Below are 20,965 nucleotides of genomic sequence, written 5' to 3' on the forward strand. Positions count from 1 at the left end.
GTGGCGAGAAGTCCGGCGCCGCGAACGCACCCCCGCCCGTTCACGGCGCCGGACTTCTCGCCACTCCTGGTGACATCGCTCCTCGTGACGTCGTGAAGACGCGTGACCACCGCGTTCGAGGCCGTGCCGTGCAGTGCGTTCATCCCGCGCCCCCCGTCGTTTGGAGTTGCTTCGTTCCCTGTGCCCAAGAGCTTGCCGGGGCAGTTTCATGGCGCTGTCCGCCGACTGTCACAGGCCTGTCACAGGGGGCGGCGTACCTTGCGCGGACCGGGCGGCGGGTATGGGGCCGCTCCAACTGTCGAACTGTGGTCCCCCCATGGGACAGAATGGCCTCCGTGCCTTTCCTGTTGCTGATCGAGGACGACGACGCCATCCGCACGGCCCTCGAACTCTCCCTGTCCCGCCAGGGCCACCGTGTGGCCACCGCGGCGACGGGAGAGGACGGCCTGAAACTGCTGCGGGAGCAGCGGCCGGATCTGATCGTGCTGGATGTGATGCTGCCCGGGATCGACGGCTTCGAGGTGTGCCGGCGCATCAGGCGCACCGACCAGCTGCCGATCATTCTGCTGACCGCGCGCAGCGACGACATCGATGTGGTGGTCGGCCTGGAGTCCGGTGCCGACGACTATGTGGTCAAGCCGGTGCAGGGCCGGGTGCTGGACGCGCGGATCCGCGCGGTGCTGCGGCGCGGCGAGCGGGAGTCCACCGATTCCGCGACCTTCGGCGGTCTGGTGATCGACCGGTCCGCGATGACCGTCACCAAGAACGGCGAGGACCTCCAGCTCACGCCGACCGAGCTGCGGCTGCTGCTGGAGCTGAGCCGCCGTCCCGGCCAGGCGCTCTCGCGCCAGCAGCTCCTCCGGCTGGTGTGGGAGCACGACTATCTGGGCGACTCGCGGCTGGTGGACGCGTGTGTGCAGCGGCTGCGCGCGAAGGTGGAGGACGTACCGTCCTCGCCGACCTTGATCCGTACGGTGCGCGGCGTGGGATACCGGCTGGACGCGCCTTCGTGAGCGAGGCGCACACGGTGGACGGGCCGGACCGCGGCCCGCACGGCTCGCACGGCCCGCCGGAGAACGGCACGGGCGCCGGTACGGGCGCGGAGCCGGGCGCGGGCGCCGGTACGGGCGCGGGCGCCGGTGCCAAGCGGCGCAGCGCGGCGGAGAAGGGCAGCGCCACGAAGAAGGCGATCCTGGCCGGGCTCCGCTGGACCAGTCTGCGGCTGCGGCTCGTGGTCGTCTTCGGCGCGGTGGCCCTGACCGCGGCGGTCTCCGCGTCCGGGATCGCGTACTGGCTCAACCGCGAGGCCGTGCTGACCCGCACCCAGGACTCGGCGCTCAACGACTTCCAGCAGAAGATGCAGAACAGGGCGGCGGAGCTGCCGCTGTGGCCGAGCCAGAGCGAGCTCCAGAGCACCGCCGAGCAGATGGCGGACGGCAGCGCCGGCTACAGCGTGCTGCTGATAGGCGAGCGCGCCGAGGGCAAGCCGGTCGTCGGCGCCTCCGACCGCGACACCTTCACGCTGGACGACGTACCGGAGTCGCTCCAGCAGGCCGTGAACGGCAAGCAGAAGGTCACCTCCGGCAACGCCTACCCGTACCACGTCTTCTGGCTGCGCACCGAGCTGGGCGGCACGCCCTATCTGGTCGGCGGCACCCGGATCATCGGCGGCGGTCCGACCGGCTATCTCCTCAAGTCCCTGGACCAGGAGCGCGCGGATCTCAACTCGCTCGCCTGGTCGCTGGGGATCGCGACGGCCCTCGCGCTCGTCGGGTCCGCGCTGCTGGCGCAGGCCGCGGCCACGACCGTGCTCAAGCCCGTGCAGCGGCTGGGCGAGGCGGCGCGGCAGCTCGGTGAGGGCAGGTTCGGGACCCGGCTGCGGGTGACGGGCACGGATGAGCTGGCCGATCTCTCGCGTACGTTCAACAAGGCCGCCGAGTCGTTGCAGAAGAAGGTCGCCGACATGAGCGCGCGGGAGGAGTCCAGCCGCCGTTTCGTCGCCGACATGTCCCATGAGCTGCGTACGCCGCTGACCGCGCTGACCGCCGTGACGGAGGTGCTGGAGGAGGAGGCCGACAGTCTCGACCCCATGATCGCCCCCGCCGTGACACTGGTGGTGAGCGAGACCCGGCGGCTCAATGTCCTGGTGGAGAATCTGATGGAGGTCACCCGCTTTGACGCGGGTACGGCCCGGCTCGTCCTGGACGATGTCGATGTCGCGGACCAGGTCACCGCCTGTATCGACGCGCGGGCCTGGCTGGACGCGGTGGAGCTGGACGCGGAGCGCGGCATCATGGCGCGGCTCGATCCGCGCAGGCTCGACGTGATCATGGCCAATCTGATCGGCAACGCGCTCAAGCACGGCGGCTCGCCGGTCCGGGTGGCGGTGCGCACGGAGGGCGGCTCGCTCGTCATCGAGGTACGGGACCACGGGCCCGGTATCCCCGAGGACGTCCTGCCGCATGTCTTCGACCGCTTCTACAAGGCGAGCGCGTCCCGGCCCCGCTCGGAGGGCAGCGGTCTGGGGCTGTCGATCGCGATGGAGAACGCCCATATCCACGGCGGTGACATCACCGCGGCGAATGTGCCGGACGGCGGCGCGATGTTCGTCCTGCGGCTGCCGAGGAACGGCGCGGAGCCGGAGCCGGAGTCGTCGGCGACGGACGGCGAAGCGGGACCGGAAGAGGAGGGCGACGCGCGGTGACGCCGAGGAACGGACCGCCGCGGGGCGGTACGGGCACGGCCCGTGTCGTCCCGGCCGGTGAGGGTACGGCCGGGGTCGGTGCGGCCGACGCGGGCACGGCCGGTGAGGGTACGGCCGGGGTGGGTACGGCCGGGGTGGGTACGGCCCAGGTCGGTGCGCGCCTCGGTCGGGCCGGGAACCGGGTGCGGCGGGCGGGTGTCGCGGGGGTGTTCGCCGTGGCGCTGGCCGCGCTGGTCGCCGGGTGCGGGATCAGGACCACCTCGGTGCCGGTGGACGCGGGACCCGCGCCCTCACGGATGCCGTGCCGGGTCGCGGGCGAGAGCGTGATCACCCAGTCGCGGCCCGGTGTGCCGGTGCGGATCTATCTGGCCTGCGCGTCCGGCCTCGCGTCGGTGGAGCGCGCGGCGCCGATCGCCCGGGGCGCGTCGGTCGACGGCCGGGTGACGATCGCGCAGAGCCTGCTGGACGAGCTCCAGGCACAGCCGTCCACGAGCGAACGGGACGCGGGCTTCACCACGTACGTACGCAGTCCGCTGATCCTCTCCCCGCCCCGCGAGGGCGACCCGGCGGGCACGCTGCGGCTCAGCCGCCAGCCCGAGGACCTGCCCGCGACCGCGCTCGCCCAGATCGTCTGCACCCTCGCGGAGAGCGAGGTCACGGACGGCACGGTGATCCTGGGCGGTCCCGGCGACTATCCGCCTCGCGGCTACGGCTGCGCCCCGAGGACGAAGAGCAACCCGGACACGGCGATTCCCACACTCGCGCCCCGGCCGTCCGACTCCGCTTCCGCTTCCGCGTCGGCGTCCGGTTCCGCTTCGGAACCGGCTTCCGTCCCGGTGCCGTGACATCCGCCGTGGGGGCGTGATGCCCGTCTCATGGCGGCGTTCCCGGCCGGGCGGCGGAACCGATTCCGCCGGCCCGCGCGTCCTTGGGTACGTGCGTCAAGGTCCGGGCGGCAGCGCCGTCATCCGCTTCCGTACGGCGGGGCTCGTACTCCTCCTCCTGCATCTCGCGGTGGTGGGGTGGCTGACGCTCCGCCCACTGGACGTTCCGTGGGTGCACGCGGCCAACCTGACACCGTTCGCGGGCATCAAGGCGGATCTGGCGCTCGGTGCTGTCGCGGGAACGCGCCGGATCGCCGAGGGACTGCTCCTGCTGGCACCGCTCGGGGTGCTGCTGCCGGTGGCGGGCGGCAGGATCGCCGTCTCCGGCTGGGCCTCCATGGCCCGTACGGTCACGGCGGGCGCGCTGATCTCGCTGGGCATCGAGCTGTTGCAGACCGGAGTCCCCGGCCGGGTGGTCGACGTGGACTCGCTGCTGCTCAACACGGCCGGGGTGGCGCTGGCCCATCTGCTGCTGGTGCCCGCGGGCCGGGCACGGCTGCGGCGCGGGCGCGGATCCCGTGCGCCGCGCCGCGCTCACCGCCCCGGGGACGAGAAGGGGGCCCTCCACCGGGACGAGACCTCTCAGGGGCCGACCCCGACGATTCCCAGGGTCGGCATCGCACCGTAGAGCGACGCCCGGGTCCTGGCTCCGCGCGCACCATGGAAACAACGGGAGCCCACCGAGCAGAGGCTCCCCCAAGGTCTCGAAGGAGCCCACCATGGCCGCATTGATCCGCCCCCGTGACGGACGGATGATCGGCGGAGTGTGCGCGGCGCTGGCACGGCGCTTCGGCACCTCCGCGAACACGGTTCGCGTGATCTTCCTGGTCTCGTGTCTGCTGCCGGGGCCGCAGTTCCTGCTCTATCTGGCGCTGTGGGCGCTGCTGCCGGGCGAGAGGACCGCCACGACCGCCTGGTAGAGGGCCGTACGTGGTCCGCGTACGACGGTGGGGCGCACACCCGGATGCGGGTGTGCGCCCCACCGCTGTGGTCCCGGACGGCCGGTGAGCGGGGGCTCAGCCGCCGATCGGGATCCCGTTGACCGGAAGCCCGCCCTGGGCCAGACCGTTCACCGGCAGTCCGCCGAGCAGTCCCTTGACCGGGTTGGCGGTCTGCGCGGCACCGAAGACGTACGGCGTGACCATCCGCACGGTGCCGAGCGCGAGCCGGCTGCCCTCCACGACATCGGAGGCGGGCGCGGGAAGCTGCTCGGCGACCTCCTCCAGCGGGAGCTGCTCGGCGGCGTTTCCGACGGTGTCCAGCGCGGAGACCGCGCCGGCGCCGACGAGCGCGCCGGTGCCCACGGGCATGGGCGCGGCACCGGCGGTGCCCGCGGCGGTGGCGGCGAAGGCGGCGCCGAGGGCGGCGACACCGAGAGTCTTGACGGCGGACTGCTTCATCTGGGATTTCGTCCTTGGGGAGGGAGAGCTTCGGAACTTCCGGAAGGGAATACGAGCGGCTCTGCAAGTTAGCCAGTCCCGTACATCTCCCGCAAACACCGGGAAGCGGCCGGGATTACGCGTTCCCGACCGCTCCCCGGAATGCCGGTCTTCCTGCCCACATCACATAAGAGCTGGTCAGAGCTTTCTACTTGAACAGCCATTCGGACTTCAGCTCGGCATATCCGGGCTTGATCACGTCATTGATCATCGCGAGTCGTTCATCGAAAGGAATGAATGCTGATTTCATCGCATTGACCGTGAACCACTGCATGTCGTCGAGCGTGTAGTCGAACGTGTCGACCAGCAGCTCGAATTCCCGGCTCATGCTCGTACCGCTCATCAGCCGGTTGTCGGTGTTGACCGTGGCCCGGAAGTGCAGTCTGCGGAGCAGCCCGATGGGGTGCTCGGCGTACGAGGCCGCCGCGCCCGTCTGGAGGTTGGAGCTGGGGCAGAGTTCCAGCGGGATGCGCTTGTCCCGTACGTACGCGGCGAGCCGGCCGAGCGCCACCGAGCCGTCCTCGGCGACCTCGATGTCGTCGATGATGCGCACCCCGTGGCCGAGCCGGTCGGCGCCGCACCACTGGAGCGCCTGCCAGATCGAGGGCAGCCCGAAGGCCTCGCCCGCGTGGATGGTGAAGTGGTTGTTCTCGCGCTTCAGATACTCGAAGGCGTCGAGATGGCGGGTGGGAGGATAACCGGCCTCCGCGCCCGCGATGTCGAAGCCGACCACGCCCGAGTCCCGGTAGCGGTTGGCGAGTTCGGCGATCTCCAGGGCGCGGGCCGCGTGCCGCATCGCGGTGAGCAGGGCGCCGACCCGGATGCGGTGGCCGTTCGCGTGGGCACGCCGCTCGCCCTCGCGGAAGCCCTCGTTGACGGCCTCGACGACCTCTTCGAGGGTGAGCCCGCTCTCCAGGTGCTGCTCGGGCGCGTACCGCACCTCGGCGTAGACGACACCGTCCTCGGCGAGGTCCTCGGCGCACTCGGCGGCGACACGGAAGAGCCCGTCGCGGGTCTGCATGACGGCGCAGGTGTGCGCGAAGGTCTCCAGATAGCGCTCCAGCGAACCGGAGTCGGCGGCCTCGCGGAACCAGACCCCGAGTTTGTCGGTCTCGCGTTCGGGCAGGTTCTCGTAGCCGATCTGATCGGCGAGTTCGATGATCGTGCCGGGGCGCAGTCCGCCGTCCAGATGGTCGTGGAGGAGGGCCTTGGGCGCGCGGCGGATCTGGTCGGCGGTGGGTGGACGGTAGGTCTGGCTCGTCATCTGCGCACTCTAACGCCTACGCGCGTAGATCACGGCCACCTGTATCGCTGTCGATATGTAACAGTGACCGGGCGTACGGGTGGAGTACACCCGTCCTTCTGAGACTGTTCTGCTATGGGACAGAACGCAGTTCCCGGGCCGGGGGGACGTACGGCAGGCCGGGACGGTTCGCCGCGCGCGCGTCGCGCGGCGCCACGGGCACGGTTGGGACGGGCGTTCGCCGCACTTCCCGCGGGAGCGGCCACGGGGGGCGTGATCCTGGTGCTTCCCACCGGCGAGCCGGTGTCCGACCGCCGTCCCTCGCCCGTCGCGTACGCCCGAGTGCTGCCGCTGGCACGGGCGTTGGCGAGATCGGGCGCGGCGGAAGGGCTGGTCGTCCATGTGGTGCACTACCGCGGACGCGGCTGGAACGGCACGGACGCGCGGCTCGCGGCGGACGCCGAGTGGGCGACGGAGGAGGTCGTACGGCGGTACGGCGACGTACCGGTGTGTCTGGCCGGACACGGGATGGGCGGCCGGGCCGCGCTCCGGGCGGCGGGACACTCCGCGGTCAACTCCGTGCTGGCGATGGCTCCTTGGCTGCCGGAGGAGGACAGGGCGGTGGAGCCGGAGTCGGTGGCGCAGCTCACGGGCCGGCATGTGCTGATCATGCACGGCACCAATGACGAACGCAGCGATCCGGAACTCTCCTACCGGCTGGCCGAACGGGCCAAGAAGATCAGCCGCGACATCTGCCGCTTCGAGGTGCACTCCGACGGGCACGCGCTGCGCCAGCACCACGAGGAAGTCCTGGCCCTGGCCACGGACTTCGTCCTGGGCGCGCTGCTCTCCCGTGCCTACTCCCGCCCGGTCGCGGACGCCCTGGCGGCGCCGCCGCCGCTGGGGCTGCGTATGCCGTTGGCGGCGGGATTCGCGAGGTTACTGCGGCGGTAGAGGCGGGCGGGGTCGAGCGGGCGGGCGGACTGCGGTCGGCGGGCGGGCGGCTCGACGGTCGCGACTGCGCACACACCGCAGGGGTGTTGGGCCGGGGGGCGAGCGGCCGAAGCCGGCCGCTTCCCAGGTCGCGTCAGTTCGGGAGCAGTTGGCCTCTGCGGGAGAGCAGGAAGCGTTTGAAGGCCGCCACCGGTGGCGTGTCCGGGTGGCCGTCGAGCCAGGCCAGCCCGATCTCACGTACCGCGCGCGGCGCCGTGACCGTCAGTTCGACCACTCCCGGGCGGGCCACGGCCGGTGGAGGCAGCAGCGCCACGCCCAGACCCGCCGCGACCAGACCGCGCAGCGTCTCCGCCTCCTCGCCCTCGAAGGCCACACGCGGCCGGAAGCCCGCCTCGGCGCAGAGGGCGTCGGTGATACGGCGCAGCCCGTACCCCGGCTCCAGCGTGACGAACGTCTCGTCCGCCGCCTCGGCGAGCCGGATCCGCCGGCGCCCGGCGAGCCGGTGGTCGTCGGGGACGACCAGCCGCAGCCGCTGCTCGTCGACCCGGCGGGCCACCAGATCCGGCGCGTCCGGCACCGGCGAGGTGAGGCAGAGGTCCAGTTCGCCCGCGCGCATGCGCTCCAGCATCGCCTCGCCGTAGTTCTGGACGAGCTGGAACCGCACCCGCGGGTGGTCGGCGCGGAAGGCCCGGATGAGTTCCGGCACGGTCTCGGACCCCATGGTGTGCAGAAAGCCGAAGGCCACCTTGCCGGACTCCGGGTCCGCGTCGGCCCGTACGGACTCGGCCGCGCGCGCCACCTCCGCGAGGGCCCGCTCGACCGAGGCGAGGAAGGTACGGCCCGCCGGGGTGAGCGCGACCGTACGGCCCCTGCGGGCGAACAGCGCGATGTCCAGGTCCTGTTCGAGCCGGACCATCGCCCGCGAGAGCGTGGACTGCGGTACGCCCATGTCCTGCGCAGCGCGGGTCACATGCTCATGACGGGCCACACCGGCGAAGTACGCGAGGCGCGGCGCCAGAAGAGCCGGCCAGGACCCGGGGTCCAGCTCGGCCGCACCGGACGGGCCGACCGCACCGGACACACTCGCCGCGCCCGCCGCACCAAGCGTCGCCGCCATGTCTTCTTCGTAACTGTTCCATGACACGCGCTTCTGTGACCTCTGCTCATGCGTCATGGGAACGATTATCGCCAATCCATGCATTGGACGCATGAAGCCGCCGTCCTTACGTTCGAGACATGCCTTCCGTCAGTACCGGGGCGCCCACCACCGTGGGTGCCTCCTCCGCGCCGTCCACCGCCGCCGATCCCGAAGCCTCCGCCGCGCTCCTCGGCCCCGGCCGTCCCGGCTACCGCCGGACGAGCCTCGCGCTCTTCGCCGCCGGAGTCGCCACCTTCGCCCTCCTCTTCTCCACCCAGGCCCTGCTGCCCGCCATCTCCACCGGTCTCGGTGCGACGGCGGGCCGGGCGAGCTGGACGGTCTCGGCGGCCACGGGCGCGCTGGCGCTCTTCGTACTGCCGCTGAGCGCGCTGTCCGAGCGCTTCGGGCGGCGCACGCTGATGACCGTCTCACTGGCGGTCGCCGTCGTGGTCGGACTGCTGGTGCCGTTCGCGCCGAACCTGGAGTGGCTGGTGGCGCTGCGCGCCGTCCAGGGCGCGGCGCTCGCCGGGCTGCCGGCGTCGGCGATGGCGTTCCTCGCCGAGGAGGTACGGCCCAAGGCGCTGATCGGCGCGATCGGTCTGTTCGTCGCGGGCAACAGCGTGGGCGGGATGAGCGGCCGTATCCTCACCGGCTGGGTCGCGCAGCTCTGGGGCTGGCGCGCGGCGCTCGGCGCGGTCGGGCTGCTGGCGGTGGTGTGCGCGGTGGTCTTCCGCGTACTGCTGCCCACGGCACGGAACTTCACACCGCGTTCGCTGAGCGCGCGGTCGCTGGCGCGGACGGTCGGCGGGCATCTCGCCGATCCGCTGCTGCGCAGGCTGTACGCGATCGGCGCGCTCTTCATGACGGTGTTCGGCGCGGTCTACACCGTGATCGGCTACCGGCTGGCGGGAGCGCCGTTCCATCTCCCGCAGGGCGTCATCGGCTCCGTCTTCCTGGTCTATCTGGTCGGTACGGTCTCCTCGGCGGCGGCCGGGCGGCTGGTCGGACGGCTGGGCCGGCGCGGCGCGCTGTATCTGGCGGTGGGGACGACGACGGCGGGTCTGCTGCTCTCGCTGGCGGACACACTGGCCGCGGTGCTGCTCGGTCTGGTGCTGATCACGGCGGGCTTCTTCGCGGGCCACGCGGTCGCCGCGTCCGCGGTGAGCCGCTCGGCCGGGACGGGCCGCGCCCAGGCCTCGGCGCTCTACCAGTCGGCGTACTACGTGGGCAGCAGCGCCGGCGGAACGCTGGGCGCCGTCGCGTTCCACGCGGGCGGCTGGCCGGCGACCGTACTCCTGGGCCTGGCGGCGGTGTTCGGCGTCGTCTCGGTCACCCTGTACGGCACACACCGCGCCCGCGCCGAACGCTGGCGGACGGCCGCCCCGGCCGGCGCCGCCGGCGTCCAAACCTCCCGCGGCTGAGGGAAATCTCCCGTCCCGTCCGTGCAACTCCACGCCCTCCTCGCCCGTCTACCACCCCGAGTACGCCACACGGGTGATGTGTACCGAAGGGGGAGGAAGAGATGGGGCAGATACGCCGTACCGGGGCCGTGGCGGCCGGGGTCGCCGCGCTGGTGGTCCCGTTGGCCGTGGGGCTGGGTGCCGGGACCGCGCAGGCGGCTTCCTGTACGACCAGCAAGGGCCCGTATCAGAAGCAGGTCGAGAAGTTCCTGGGGCGGCCCGTGGACGGCAAGCAGTCGGCGGCCGACTGCAAGGCCATCCGCGCCTTCCAGTCGAAGCACGGCATCACGCCGACCATCGGTTACGCGGGACCCGTCACCTGGGGCGTGATGGACCTGATGAACAAGCAGAAGGCCGCGGGCAGGACGCCGAACAAGGCCGGCAAGTGCCCGGTCAACAAGGGCCGTATCGCCTGTGTCGACCTCACCCGGCAGTTGAGCTGGGTCCAGGACGGCAAGAAGCTGGTGTACGGGCCGGTGCCGGTGCGTACCGGGCGCAACGGCTACGAGACCAGGACCGGGCTCAAGAAGATCTACTGGCGGAACAAGAACCACGTCTCCTCGATCTACGACGTGCCCATGCCGTACAGCCAGTTCTTCGACGGCGGCCAGGCCTTCCACTCGGTCGGTGTCAGCATGTGGAACCCGCCGGGTTCGCACGGCTGCGTGAACATGACGAAGGCCGCCGCCAGTAAGTACTGGTCCCTCCTGAAGAACGGTGACGACGTCTACGTCTACGGGCGCAAGCCCGGAACCTGAGCCGGGAAAACCCGGGTCGCCGGAACCCGGGCCCCGTTGTCAGTGCCGTGCGGTAGCTTCCGGGGGACTGGTTCCAAGGGGGCGACTGGGGTGACCTATGAGTGATCTTGTTTCGGCACAGGACCTTGACGCACGGCTGGAGAAGCACCGGACGGAGCTGACCGGCTACTGCTACCGGATGCTGGGCTCGGCCTTCGAGGCGGAGGACGCCGTGCAGGACACGATGGTGCGCGCGTGGCGGGGCTTCGAGAAGTTCGAGGGCCGCTCCTCGCTCCGGTCCTGGCTCTACCGCATCGCGACGAACGTCTGTCTGGACATGCTCAACGCGGGCAACCGCAGGGCGCGGCCCATGGATCTCACGGCCGCGACGCCCGTGGCGGAGGCGCAGCTCAACGCCCGTCCGGAGATCACCTGGCTGGAGCCGGTGCCGGACGGGCGGGTGCTGCCGTCGGTGGCGGATCCGGCGGACACGGCGGTGTCGCGGGAGACGATCCGGCTGGCGTTCGTCGCCGCGCTCCAGCATCTTCCGCCCAAGCAGCGGGCCGTGCTGATCCTGCGGGAGGTGCTGGCCTGGAAGGCGAGCGAGGTCGCCGAGCTGCTGGGCACGTCGGTCGCCTCCGTCAACAGCGCGCTCCAGCGGGCCCGCGCGACGCTCGCCGAGACGGAGCCCGCCGAGACCGATACGGCCGATCCGCTGGACGACGAGCAGAAGGCGCTGCTGGAGCGGTATGTCGCGGCCTTCGAGGGCTATGACATGGAGGCGCTGACGGCGCTGCTCCACGACGACGCCAAGTTCTCCATGCCGCCGTACGACCTGTGGCTCCAGGGCCACGAGAACATCGTGGGCTGGATGCTCGGTGTGGGCTCCGTCTGCCGTGGTTCCCGGCTCGTGCCGACGGCGGCCAACGGCACTCCGGCGTTCGCCCACTACCACCCGGCCGAGGACGGCGACGGCCATACGCCCTGGGCGCTCCAGATCATCGAGATCGAGGACGGCAGGATCGCGGGCATCCACAACTTCCTGGACACGGCCCGCTGGTTCCCGCTGTTCGGTCTGCCGCCGAGGCTGGGCGCCTCGAAGTCCGAGCCCCCGAGGTCCGGCCAGGAAGTCTGAGTCCCCGGTCCAGGAGCCCCCGGGGGCGCACGACGGGACATGCCTCTCAGCGGTGCTCGCCGTCGACGCTCCCCGGCTGCTCCTGGACCGGGCCGGGAAGAGCGCCCGTCGCCAGGCCCAGGAGGCCCACCAGGTCGAGGAGCAGCCGCAGTTCGCGGTCGGCGGCGCGCAGGCGGAGGCGGCAGCCCTGACGGCGGGCGGTCAGATGGAGTCTGGCCAGCGCGTCGACGGCCGTGAGGTCCGGCGGGCCGAGGCCGCCGACGTCACAGATCACCTCGGCCGCGCCCGTGCCGTACAGACGTGCCGTCAGCTCCTCGCACAGGCGCGGCACATCGGCCGAGGTGAGCCGGCCCGCGATGACGAGAACGATCGGTTCAGTGGCGTCCACGCCCAATGAGACCGCCCCGATGGCCGGAACTCATCGGGGCGGTCGTGGTGTCCGCAGTCGGTCAGGGACGGTCAGTCGACCGGGAAGGCGGCCGTTTCAATGGTCAGCCCGAAGGGGTCGGGCAGGACGATGTCCTCGCCGAACTTCACCGCCTGGTGCACTCTGTAGACATCGCCCGTGGGCTCCCCGTAAAGAGTGACCGTCGGACCGCCCGGGGCCCAGGCGTCGATGAGCAGATAGAGCGGAATACCCGCCTGTGCATAGCTCGCGGTCTTGGTGATGCGGTCATGGCTCGCGTTGGACTTCGAGGTGATCTCGACGACCAGTTCCGCCGCGGTGGCGGGGACGAAATTGCCGGGCTCGTCCAGGGCGGTGTCAGCGACCACCACGAGGTCCGGAATGTACAGACCCAGCCGTGAAGGGACGGCGACTCCCAGCGTCTGACAAACGTTCCAGTCCTCCGGCAGTACGCGGTACAGACTTCGCTGCACCTTGGCCGCAATCTTGTTGTGCTTGTTCGCGGGCGAAGGCGACACGGTGACGATCCCCTCGATGATCTCCACCTTGCTGCCCTCGGGTGCGTCCGTCTCCTCCCAGAGTCGGACAAGGTCGTCCCACTCGTGGCCATGGGCCGTCGGGGGGTCGACAGTGAGTGCGCTCATTGGCGGTCTCCAATCGGTACGTCACCGATCCCAGCATGACTGACGGGGCCGGTGGGGGTCCACCGGTCCCGTTCACCCGGACGGGTCGTTGACGTCCCCTGGGGTCGGCCGCGGGCCCCGGACCGGCCCGGATCAGCCGACCGGGTAGGAGATACGCTCCAGCACCACCGGGGTCGGCCGGTACGAGGTGCCGGACGGCGCGAGGTCGTACGCGCCCTCCAGCGCCTCCAGCGCGTAGTCGAACTTCTCCGGCGTGTCCGTGTGCAGCGTCAGCAGCGGCCGGCCCGCCGTGATCTCGTCGCCGGGCCTGGCGTGCAGTTCGACGCCCGCGCCCGCCTGGACCGGGTCCTCCTTGCGCGCGCGGCCAGCGCCGAGCCGCCAGGCGGCGACGCCGACGCCGTACGCGTCGAGCCGGGTGAGGACGCCCGACGACGGAGCGGTGACCACATGCCGCTCACGGGCGACGGGCAGCGCCGCGTCCGGATCGCCGCCCTGGGCCGCGATCATCCGGCGCCAGACGTCCATCGCCGAGCCGTCGGCCAGCGCCTTCGCCGGGTCGGCGTCCTTGAGGCCCGCCGCGTCGAGCATCTCGCGCGCGAGGGCGAGAGTCAGCTCCACGACATCGGCCGGGCCGCCGCCCGCGAGCACCTCGACCGACTCCCGCACCTCCAGGGCGTTGCCCGCCGTCAGACCGAGCGGCGTGGACATGTCGGTGAGCAGCGCCACGGTCCGCACGCCGTGGTCGGTGCCCAGGCCCACCATGGTGGCGGCGAGTTCACGGGCGTCCTCGACGGTCTTCATGAAGGCGCCGGAGCCGACCTTGACGTCCAGGACGAGCGAGCCCGTACCCTCCGCGATCTTCTTGGACATGATCGAGGAGGCGATCAGCGGGATGGCCTCGACGGTGCCGGTGACATCGCGCAGCGCGTAGAGCTTCCTGTCCGCCGGGGCCAGACCGTCACCCGCCGCGCAGATGACCGCGCCGGTGCTCTCCAGGACGTCCAGCATCTCGGTGTTGGAGAGCAGGGCGCGCCAGCCCGGGATGGACTCCAGCTTGTCGAGCGTGCCGCCGGTGTGACCGAGACCACGGCCGCTGAGCTGCGGTACGGCGGCGCCGCAGGCGGCCACCAGCGGGGCCAGCGGCAGCGTGATCTTGTCGCCCACTCCGCCGGTGGAGTGCTTGTCGGCCGTGGGCCGCGAGAGCGCGGAGAAGTCCATGCGCTCACCGGAGGCGATCATGGCGGCCGTCCAGCGGGCGATCTCGGCGCGGTTCATACCGTTGAGCAGGATCGCCATCGCCAGCGCCGACATCTGCTCGTCGGCGACCTCACCGCGCGTATAGGCGTCGATCACCCAGTCGATCTGCTCCGGGCTCAGTTCGCCCCCATCCCGCTTGGCGCGGATGACGGAGATGACGTCCATGGCGTTCCTTTCGTACACGGGGTCATACGGGTCACACGGTCACACAGGTCGTCCACCGGCCGTGCGACGGCGTACACGGCAGTACGGCCCCGGCCCGCCGGATCGCGGCGGTGCCGGGGCCGGGTCTCAGGTGAGGTGCCCCGGGCCGAAGGCCTGCGGGAGCATCTCGTCGAGCGTGCGGATTCCGTCCGGCGTCTCCAGGACCAGTTCCGGGCCGCCGAACTCGTACAGCAACTGCCGGCACCGTCCGCACGGCACCAGCACCTCGCCCGTGCCGTCGACACAGGTGAAGTGGGTGAGCCGGCCGCCGCCGCCGAGCTGGAGGGCGGAGACCAGACCGCACTCCGCGCACAGCGCGAGGCCGTAGGAGGCGTTCTCGACGTTGCAGCCGGTGATCGTACGGCCGTCGTCCACCAGTGCGGCGGCGCCGACCGGATAGCGGGAGTACGGAACGTACGCGTGGGCCATGGCCGCGCGGGCCGCGGCCCGCAGGGTCTCCCAGTCGACGTCCGCGCCCGGCGCGGCCGTGGTCACTTGCCCTGTCCTCTGCGATAGCGCATGCCATCAGCTTTCGGCATCCGCAGCCGCTGCGCCGACAGGGAGAGCACCAGAAGAGTCACGACATACGGCGTGGCGCCGACGAAGTCCTCGGGCACGGTGTCCGTCAGCAGGTACCAGACCAGGATGAGTACGGCGGTCACCGCGCTCGCGGCGGCCTGGACCATCGCCTTCCGGTACGCCTTCCACACGGCGAGCAGCACCAGCAGCACGACCAGCAGAAGCAGCAGCGCGTGGACGGTCTCGCCGCCGTTGCGGAGCTGGAGCGCGTCGGAGAAGCCGAACAGGCCCGCGCCCATGGCGAGCCCGCCCGGCCGCCAGTTGCCGAAGATCATCGCGGCGAGACCGATGTAGCCGCGCCCGCCGGTCTGGCCCTCCAGGTAGATGTGCGACGGGACGGTCGCGAGGAAGGCACCACCGAGACCGGCCAGACCGCCGGAGACGGCGACGGCCGCGTATTTGTACGAGTAGACGTTGACGCCCAGCGACTCGGCCGCGATCGGGTTCTCGCCGCAGGAGCGCAGTCTCAGCCCGAACGGCGTCCGCCACAGCAGCCACCAGGTGGCGACGAAGAGCACCGCGGCGAAGACCGTCAGCACCGAGACATGCGTGACCAGACCGCCGAGGATGCCCGCGAGGTCCGAGACCAGGAACCAGTGGTGGTCCGCCAGGGAGCCGAGACCGTCGGAGAGCCCGGGGACGGTCACATCCGGAATGGAGTCGACCGGTGGCGACTGCTTGGGATTGCCGCCCTTGGTCAGCGCCTCGCCGGAGTTGAAGAAGATCTTGGCGAGATACTGCGTGACACCGAGGGCCAGCAGGTTGATGGCCACACCGGAGACGATGTGGTCGACACCGAAGGTGACGGTCACCACCGCGTGCAGCAGTCCGCCGAGAACGCCGAAGGCGACACCGGCGAGCAGTCCGAGCCAGGGATTGGTCTGCCAGCCGACCCAGCCGGCCCCGAAGGTGCCGAGGATCATCATGCCTTCGAGACCGATGTTGACCACACCGGCCCGCTCCGACCAGAGACCGGCCAGACCGGCCAGACCGATCGGCACGGCGAGGCCGAGGGACGCGCTGATCTGGCCCGTGGAGGTGAGCTGGTCGGCGCCGGTGAGCACCCGTACGGCGGACAGCAGGATCAGGGCGCCCGCGATGATCAGCAGCACCCGCGCGAGGGTGAGCCTGCGGCGTACGGGCGGCCGGGCGCCCGGAGCCTTCGGCGCGGCCGGAGGCGGAGTGGCGGTCGTCGTGGCAGTCATCCCGCCACCTCCAGCTTCTCGGTCTTGGCGGGCTGGGCGGCCTGGGCGGCGAGTTCGGCGCCGACCCGCTGCTGCTGGCGCCGGAGGCCGTAGCGGCGCACGAGTTCGTAGGCGATCACGACGCACAGGACGATGACGCCCTGGAGCACGCCGAGGATCTCCTTGTCGTAGCCGATCACCTCAAGGTGGTTGGTGGTGCGCTCCAGATAGCCCCAGAGCAGTGCGGCGAGGGCGATGCCGATCGGGTGGTTGCGGCCGAGGAGCGCGATCGCGATACCGGTGAAGCCGATGCCCAGCGGGAAGTCGTTGCTGTACATGTGGCTCTCGTTGAGCAGCGTCGGCATACCGATCAGCCCGGCCATACCGCCCGAGAGGATCATGCTGGTGACGACCATCCGCTTGACGCTGACACCGCTCGCGGCGGCGGCCGACTCGGACTGGCCGACGGCCCGCAGGTCGAAGCCGAAGCGGGTGCGGCCGAGGACGAACCAGTAGGCGAGGCCGGCCAGGACGGCGACGACGAGGAAGCCCCACAGAAGACCGGCCGGGCCCATGTCGATGGTGAAGAACCACGACGACTCGGGCAGCGGCCTGGTGGAGACGAGCGTGCCCGCCTCGTCGAGCTGCCCGAGCCGCTCGGGCTGGATCAGATAGCCGATGATCGCGGTGGCGATGGAGTTCAGCATGATCGTGGAGATGACCTCGCTGACTCCGCGTGAGGTCTTGAGGACACCGGCGATCCCGGCCCACATGGCGCCGACCAGCATCGCGACGATGATGATCACCGGGATCTGGACGATGCCCGGCAGATCCAGGGTGCCGCCGACGACCGCGGCGAAGAACGCGGCGATGCGGTACTGGCCGTCGACCCCGATGTTGAACAGGTTCATCCGGAAGCCGATGGCGACCGCGACGCCCGCGAGGTAGTACGTGGTGGCCTTGTTGAGGATGTAGACCTGGCTGTCGCTGGCGGAGCCGTACGACAGCATGTCGTTGAACGCGTCGAAGGGGTTCTTGCCGGTGACGGCGATGACCAGCGCGGTGACGACCAGCGCGGCGACCACGGCCAGTACGGGGGCGGCGACGGCGAGGAGCAGCCGCTCCCTGTCGATCCGGGAGGTGAGCTTCTTCATCGGTCCTCTCCCCCAGCTCGGGTTCCGGTGGCCGGGACCCCGGCCGTGTCCTGGCCCTCCAGATGGCCGGTGACGGCGCCCGTCATCGCGGAGCCCAGTTCCTCGGGGGTGATCGTGGCGGGATCGGCGTCGGCGACGAGCCGGCCCCGGTACATCACCCGCAGGGTGTCGGACAGGCCGATCAGCTCGTCCAGGTCGGCGGAGATCAGCAGAACGGCGAGACCGCCGCGGCGTGCCTCCCTGATCTGGTCCCAGATCTGCGCCTGGGCGCCGACGTCCACCCCACGGGTGGGATGCGCGGCGATCAGCAGCTTGGGCGTGTGGCTCATCTCGCGGCCGACGATCAGCTTCTGCTGGTTGCCGCCGGAGAGGGAGCCCGCGGTGACGTCGATCCCGGGGGTGCGGACGTCGTACTCGCGCACGATCCGCTCGGTGTCGAGACGGGCGGCCCCGGCGTCGATGAGTCCGCCACGGGAGTTGGGGCGCTCGGTGACATGGCCGAGGATGCGGTTCTCCCAGAGCGGCGCCTCCAGCAGCAGTCCGTGCCGGTGGCGGTCCTCGGGGATGTAGCCGATACCGCTCTCGCGCCGCCTGCGGGTGGGCGCGTGGGAGATGTCGGTGGTGTCGAGGGTGATGACTCCGCCGTCGGGATCGCGCATGCCCATGATCGCCTCGACCAGTTCGGCCTGGCCGTTGCCCTCCACGCCGGCGATGCCCAGGACCTCGCCGCGGTGGATGGTGAAGTCGATCCCGGCGAGGACGTCCCGTACGACACCGTCGGTGTCGGTGGCGGTCAGCCTCAGATCACGGACCGTCAGGGCGGGTACGTCGGTGACCGTCGACTCACGGGTCTCCGGCGAGGGCAGCTCACTGCCGACCATCAGCTCGGCGAGCTGCCGGGAGGTGGTGGAGCGCGGATCGGCGGTGCCCACGGTCGTACCGCGGCGGATGACGGTGATCTCGTCCGCGACCGACAGCACCTCGCCCAGCTTGTGGGAGATGAAGATGACGGTCAGGCCCTCGGACTTGAGCTCGCGGAGATTGTCGAAGAGCGCCTCGACCTCCTGCGGGACGAGCACCGCGGTGGGCTCGTCGAGGATCAGGGTGCGCGCGCCGCGGTAGAGGACCTTGAGGATCTCCACGCGCTGGCGGTCGGCGACGCCGAGTTCCTCGACGAGGACGTCGGGCCGTACACCGAGGCCGTAGGCGTCCGAGATCTCCCGGATCCTGGCGCGGGCGCGGGAGCCGATGCCGTGGAGCTTCTCGCCGCCGAGGGCGACGTTCTCCAGGACGGTGAGGTTGTCGGCGAGCATGAAGTGCTGGTGCACCATGCCGATGCCACGAGCGATGGCGTCCGCCGGGCTGCCGAAGGTGACCTGGTCACCGTCGACGGTGATGGTTCCCTCGTCGGGCTTCTGCATCCCGTAGAGGATCTTCATCAGCGTCGACTTGCCGGCGCCGTTCTCGCCGCAGAGGGCGTGCACGGTGCCTCTGCGCACGGTGATGTCGATATCGCTGTTGGCGACGACACCGGGGAAGCGTTTGGTGATGCCGCGCAATTCGACGGCGGGAGGGCTGGACGCGTTGATGGCGCACTCTCCTCGGAGGAAGGAGCGTTGGGGCGGGGGGCGTGGTGACGCTAGCGCGTCAACTCCCGCCTACGCGCGTAGAGTTGACACATCGTTATGGGCCCGGGAAGAGGGGGTGAAGGCCTCTCCCCGGGCCCTGTCGTCCGACTGACGCCGGTCCGGCCGGCGTGACGCGGCAGGCGGCAGCCGGGCGACAGGGCCGGCCCGTACGCTCAGCCGGCGGCGGGACCCGAAAGGACGGGGAGCCGCGTGCCGGTGGGGATCACACCGTAGGTCACGGGGCGGTCTTGACGGTGATGGTGCCGTCGATGATCTTCTGCTTGGCCTCGTCGATCTTGGCCTGGATGTCATCGATGAAACCACCGCTGGTGGCGAGCGAGACGCCGTCCTTGGCCAGCGAGTAGCTGTTGGTGCCCAGCAGCGGCTTCTTCTCGTGGACCGACTTGATCAGGTCGTAGACGCCGACGTCGACGTTCTTGACGACCGAGGTCAGGATCGAGTCCTTGTACTTGGCGAGCGAGGCCTGGTTGTACTGGTCGGAGTCGACGCCGATCGCCCAGGCGCCCTTGACGCCGTTGACGGCCTCGATGGAACCGGAACCGGAGGAGCCGGCGGCCGAGTAGATGACGTCCGCGCCCTTGTCGAGCATGCCCTGGGCGGCGGCCTTGCCCTTGTCGGGGCTGGCGAAGCCGGAGGTGTCCGAACCGTGCGACAGGTACTGGACGTCGACCTTCAGGCTCTTGTCCGTGTCCTTGACGCCCTGGACGAAGCCCGCCTCGAACTTCTTGATCAGCGGTACGTCGACACCGCCGATGAAGCCGACGTGCTTCTTCTGCGTCTTCAGCGCCGCGGCCACACCCGCGAGGTAGGAGCCCTGCTCCTCGGTGAAGACGATGTTGTCGACGTTCTTCGCGTCGACGACCGAGTCGACTATGCCGAAGGTGGTGTCGGGGAACTTGACCGCCACCTGCTTCATCGAGTTGGAGTAGGCGTAGCCGATGCCGACGACCGGGTTGTACCCGGCCTGGGCGAGCTGGGTCAGGCGCTCGACGCGGTCGGCCTCGGTGTCGGTGGTCTTGGCGGTCAGTTCCTTGACCTCACCGCCGAACTCCGCCTTGGCCTTGTCCGTACCGCGCGCGGCGGAGTCGTTGAAGGAGTGGTCACCGCGGCCGCCCACGTCGTAGGCGACACCGACCTTGACGCCGTCCGCGGCGGCGGCCGAGCTCGACGGAGCGTTTTCCTTGGCCTTGTCGGCCGAAGTGCTGCCACACGCGGTGGCAGTCAGAGCGAGCGCGGCGGAGGCGATGCCCGCCGCAGCAATCTTGGTTACCCGGCGCAAGAGGGTGGTCCCTTCAACCTGACCGAAGCGCCTCTTCCGGCGCTGGTTTCGCGGCGATCGTAACGCGCGTAGATGTCAGATAAAGACCTGTACGGAAGCTGTTATCGGATCGTCGCGAACGGGAGGTGACGACAGGTGTTCACGGCCGATGACAAATGGTTTCACAAACGGTTTCCGTCGATCAACGCGGCTGCCGTGAACAGCTCCACACCGACCTCGATCGCCTGCTCGTCCACATCGAAATCACCACGATGCAGGTCGTACCGGGCCTGGCTGCCCGGCGTACGGACGCCGAGCCTGGCCATCGCGCCCGGCACATGCTCCAGATACCAGGAGAAGTCCTCACCGCCGAGGCTCTGCTCGGTGTCCTCGATCGCATACGAACCGCGGCGCGCGGTCTGGGCGGCGCGCAGCAGCTCCGTGACGACCGGGTCGTTGACGACCGGCGGCACTCCGCGGACGTAGTTGATCTGTGACTTGGCGTGATGGAGCGTGGCGACCTCGTCGATCGCGGCATGGACCAGGTCCGGGGCGTCGCGCCAGGCGGGCAGGTCCAGGCAGCGGACGGTGCCGGAGAGCTCGGCGTGCTGCGGGATGACGTTGCAGGCGTGGCCCGCCTCGATACGTCCCCAGGTGACGGCGAGCCCGGCGCGGGCGTCGACCCGGCGGGCCAGCAGGGCCGGGACCTCGGTGGCGACCTTGGCCACGGCCGTGACCAGGTCGGTGGTGAGATGCGGGCGCGCGGTGTGGCCGCCGGGGCCGTCGAGGGAGATCTCCAGCCGGTCGCAGGCGGAGGTGATGGGCCCGTGGCGCAGCCCGATCAGCCCGGCGTCGACACGGGGATCGCAGTGCACCGCGATGATCTTGCCGACCCCGTCCAGCGCGCCGTCCTTGATGGCGTCGGCGGCGCCGCCG

21 protein-coding genes are annotated in these 20,965 nt (G+C 70.7%); 9 read left to right on the forward strand and 12 right to left on the reverse strand.

Annotated features, from left to right (window positions below; all coding sequences use genetic code 11):
* Window positions 1–335: 335 nt before the first annotated feature.
* From afsQ1 to BFF77_RS08815, 5 genes are all read left to right on the forward strand, one after another.
* Window positions 336–1,013, forward strand: a complete 678-nt coding sequence (gene afsQ1, locus BFF77_RS08795; RefSeq protein ID WP_079124961.1) for a two-component system response regulator AfsQ1 — start codon at window positions 336–338, stop codon at window positions 1,011–1,013.
* Window positions 911–2,704, forward strand: a complete 1,794-nt coding sequence (locus BFF77_RS08800) for an ATP-binding protein (protein ID WP_425424359.1) — start codon at window positions 911–913, stop codon at window positions 2,702–2,704. Before afsQ1 ends, BFF77_RS08800 begins: the two co-directional genes overlap by 103 nt.
* The gene (locus BFF77_RS08805; protein ID WP_342671217.1) at window positions 2,701–3,549 is read left to right on the forward strand and encodes a hypothetical protein; all 849 of its coding nucleotides are present in this window, start codon (window positions 2,701–2,703) and stop codon (window positions 3,547–3,549) included. Before BFF77_RS08800 ends, BFF77_RS08805 begins: the two co-directional genes overlap by 4 nt.
* Window positions 3,550–3,640: 91 nt before the next feature.
* A complete protein-coding gene (locus BFF77_RS08810) occupies window positions 3,641–4,216 on the forward strand; it encodes a VanZ family protein (protein WP_066945936.1) in 576 nt (191 codons plus the stop codon).
* 91 nt (window positions 4,217–4,307) lie between these two features.
* The gene (locus tag BFF77_RS08815) at window positions 4,308–4,508 is read left to right on the forward strand and encodes a PspC domain-containing protein (RefSeq protein ID WP_066945939.1); all 201 of its coding nucleotides are present in this window, start codon (window positions 4,308–4,310) and stop codon (window positions 4,506–4,508) included.
* 96 nt (window positions 4,509–4,604) lie between these two features.
* Here the strand turns inward: BFF77_RS08815 and BFF77_RS08820 are convergent, their stop codons facing one another.
* Together BFF77_RS08820 and BFF77_RS08825 are read right to left on the reverse strand one after the other, a co-directional pair.
* On the reverse strand, window positions 4,605–4,988 hold the full coding sequence (locus BFF77_RS08820) for a hypothetical protein (RefSeq protein ID WP_066945941.1): 384 nt from the start codon (window positions 4,986–4,988) through the stop codon (window positions 4,605–4,607).
* A gap of 187 nt (window positions 4,989–5,175) precedes the next feature.
* Window positions 5,176–6,291, reverse strand: coding sequence for an adenosine deaminase (locus BFF77_RS08825; RefSeq protein ID WP_066945945.1), 1,116 nt, complete (start codon window positions 6,289–6,291; stop codon window positions 5,176–5,178).
* 252 nt (window positions 6,292–6,543) lie between these two features.
* On the opposite strand from BFF77_RS08825, the gene BFF77_RS08830 reads away from it, so the two are divergent.
* Window positions 6,544–7,224 carry an alpha/beta hydrolase gene (locus tag BFF77_RS08830; protein WP_066945948.1) on the forward strand — a complete coding sequence of 227 codons (681 nt, stop codon included), beginning with the start codon at window positions 6,544–6,546 and terminating at the stop codon, window positions 7,222–7,224.
* A gap of 133 nt (window positions 7,225–7,357) precedes the next feature.
* Here BFF77_RS08830 and BFF77_RS08835 read toward each other — a convergent pair whose 3' ends face one another.
* Window positions 7,358–8,341 (reverse strand): LysR family transcriptional regulator, encoded by a 984-nt coding sequence (locus BFF77_RS08835; protein WP_245703323.1) that lies wholly within the window; start codon window positions 8,339–8,341, stop codon window positions 7,358–7,360.
* 119 nt (window positions 8,342–8,460) lie between these two features.
* Here BFF77_RS08835 and BFF77_RS08840 point away from each other — a divergent pair, with 119 nt between their 5' ends.
* From BFF77_RS08840 to BFF77_RS08850, 3 genes are all read left to right on the forward strand, one after another.
* Complete coding sequence (locus tag BFF77_RS08840; RefSeq protein WP_066945951.1) at window positions 8,461–9,783, forward strand: MFS transporter; 1,323 nt, start codon at window positions 8,461–8,463, stop codon at window positions 9,781–9,783.
* Window positions 9,784–9,884: 101 nt separating this feature from the next.
* On the forward strand, window positions 9,885–10,580 hold the full coding sequence (locus BFF77_RS08845; protein ID WP_066945954.1) for a L,D-transpeptidase family protein: 696 nt from the start codon (window positions 9,885–9,887) through the stop codon (window positions 10,578–10,580).
* A 97-nt stretch (window positions 10,581–10,677) separates the two neighbouring features.
* Entirely contained in the window at window positions 10,678–11,694 is a 1,017-nt protein-coding gene (locus tag BFF77_RS08850) for a sigma-70 family RNA polymerase sigma factor (RefSeq protein ID WP_066945957.1), read from the forward strand.
* Window positions 11,695–11,740: 46 nt separating this feature from the next.
* Here BFF77_RS08850 and BFF77_RS08855 read toward each other — a convergent pair whose 3' ends face one another.
* The 9 genes from BFF77_RS08855 to BFF77_RS08895 form a co-directional block, all read right to left on the reverse strand.
* Window positions 11,741–12,082 (reverse strand): STAS domain-containing protein, encoded by a 342-nt coding sequence (locus tag BFF77_RS08855; RefSeq protein ID WP_066945960.1) that lies wholly within the window; start codon window positions 12,080–12,082, stop codon window positions 11,741–11,743.
* Window positions 12,083–12,153: 71 nt separating this feature from the next.
* Complete coding sequence (locus BFF77_RS08860) at window positions 12,154–12,744, reverse strand: Uma2 family endonuclease (RefSeq protein ID WP_066945963.1); 591 nt, start codon at window positions 12,742–12,744, stop codon at window positions 12,154–12,156.
* Window positions 12,745–12,876: 132 nt separating this feature from the next.
* Complete coding sequence (locus BFF77_RS08865; RefSeq protein WP_066945966.1) at window positions 12,877–14,166, reverse strand: thymidine phosphorylase; 1,290 nt, start codon at window positions 14,164–14,166, stop codon at window positions 12,877–12,879.
* Between the two features lie 126 nt (window positions 14,167–14,292).
* Window positions 14,293–14,700 carry a cytidine deaminase gene (locus tag BFF77_RS08870; protein WP_066945969.1) on the reverse strand — a complete coding sequence of 136 codons (408 nt, stop codon included), beginning with the start codon at window positions 14,698–14,700 and terminating at the stop codon, window positions 14,293–14,295.
* On the reverse strand, window positions 14,697–15,989 hold the full coding sequence (locus BFF77_RS08875) for an ABC transporter permease (RefSeq protein WP_066945972.1): 1,293 nt from the start codon (window positions 15,987–15,989) through the stop codon (window positions 14,697–14,699). The genes BFF77_RS08870 and BFF77_RS08875 overlap by 4 nt, the downstream gene beginning before the upstream one ends.
* A complete protein-coding gene (locus tag BFF77_RS08880; protein WP_066945975.1) occupies window positions 15,986–17,122 on the reverse strand; it encodes an ABC transporter permease in 1,137 nt (378 codons plus the stop codon). The genes BFF77_RS08875 and BFF77_RS08880 overlap by 4 nt, the downstream gene beginning before the upstream one ends.
* Complete coding sequence (locus BFF77_RS08885; RefSeq protein ID WP_066945977.1) at window positions 17,119–18,681, reverse strand: ABC transporter ATP-binding protein; 1,563 nt, start codon at window positions 18,679–18,681, stop codon at window positions 17,119–17,121. Before BFF77_RS08885 ends, BFF77_RS08880 begins: the two co-directional genes overlap by 4 nt.
* A 304-nt stretch (window positions 18,682–18,985) precedes the next feature.
* The gene (locus BFF77_RS08890; protein WP_066945980.1) at window positions 18,986–20,050 is read right to left on the reverse strand and encodes a BMP family lipoprotein; all 1,065 of its coding nucleotides are present in this window, start codon (window positions 20,048–20,050) and stop codon (window positions 18,986–18,988) included.
* Window positions 20,051–20,211: 161 nt separating this feature from the next.
* A partial coding sequence (locus BFF77_RS08895) for an amidohydrolase (protein ID WP_141698397.1) occupies window positions 20,212–20,965 on the reverse strand: 754 nt, incomplete at its 5' end.

It is taken from the genome of Streptomyces lushanensis (assembly GCF_001700515.1).
GTDB lineage: Bacteria > Actinomycetota > Actinomycetes > Streptomycetales > Streptomycetaceae > Streptomyces > Streptomyces lushanensis.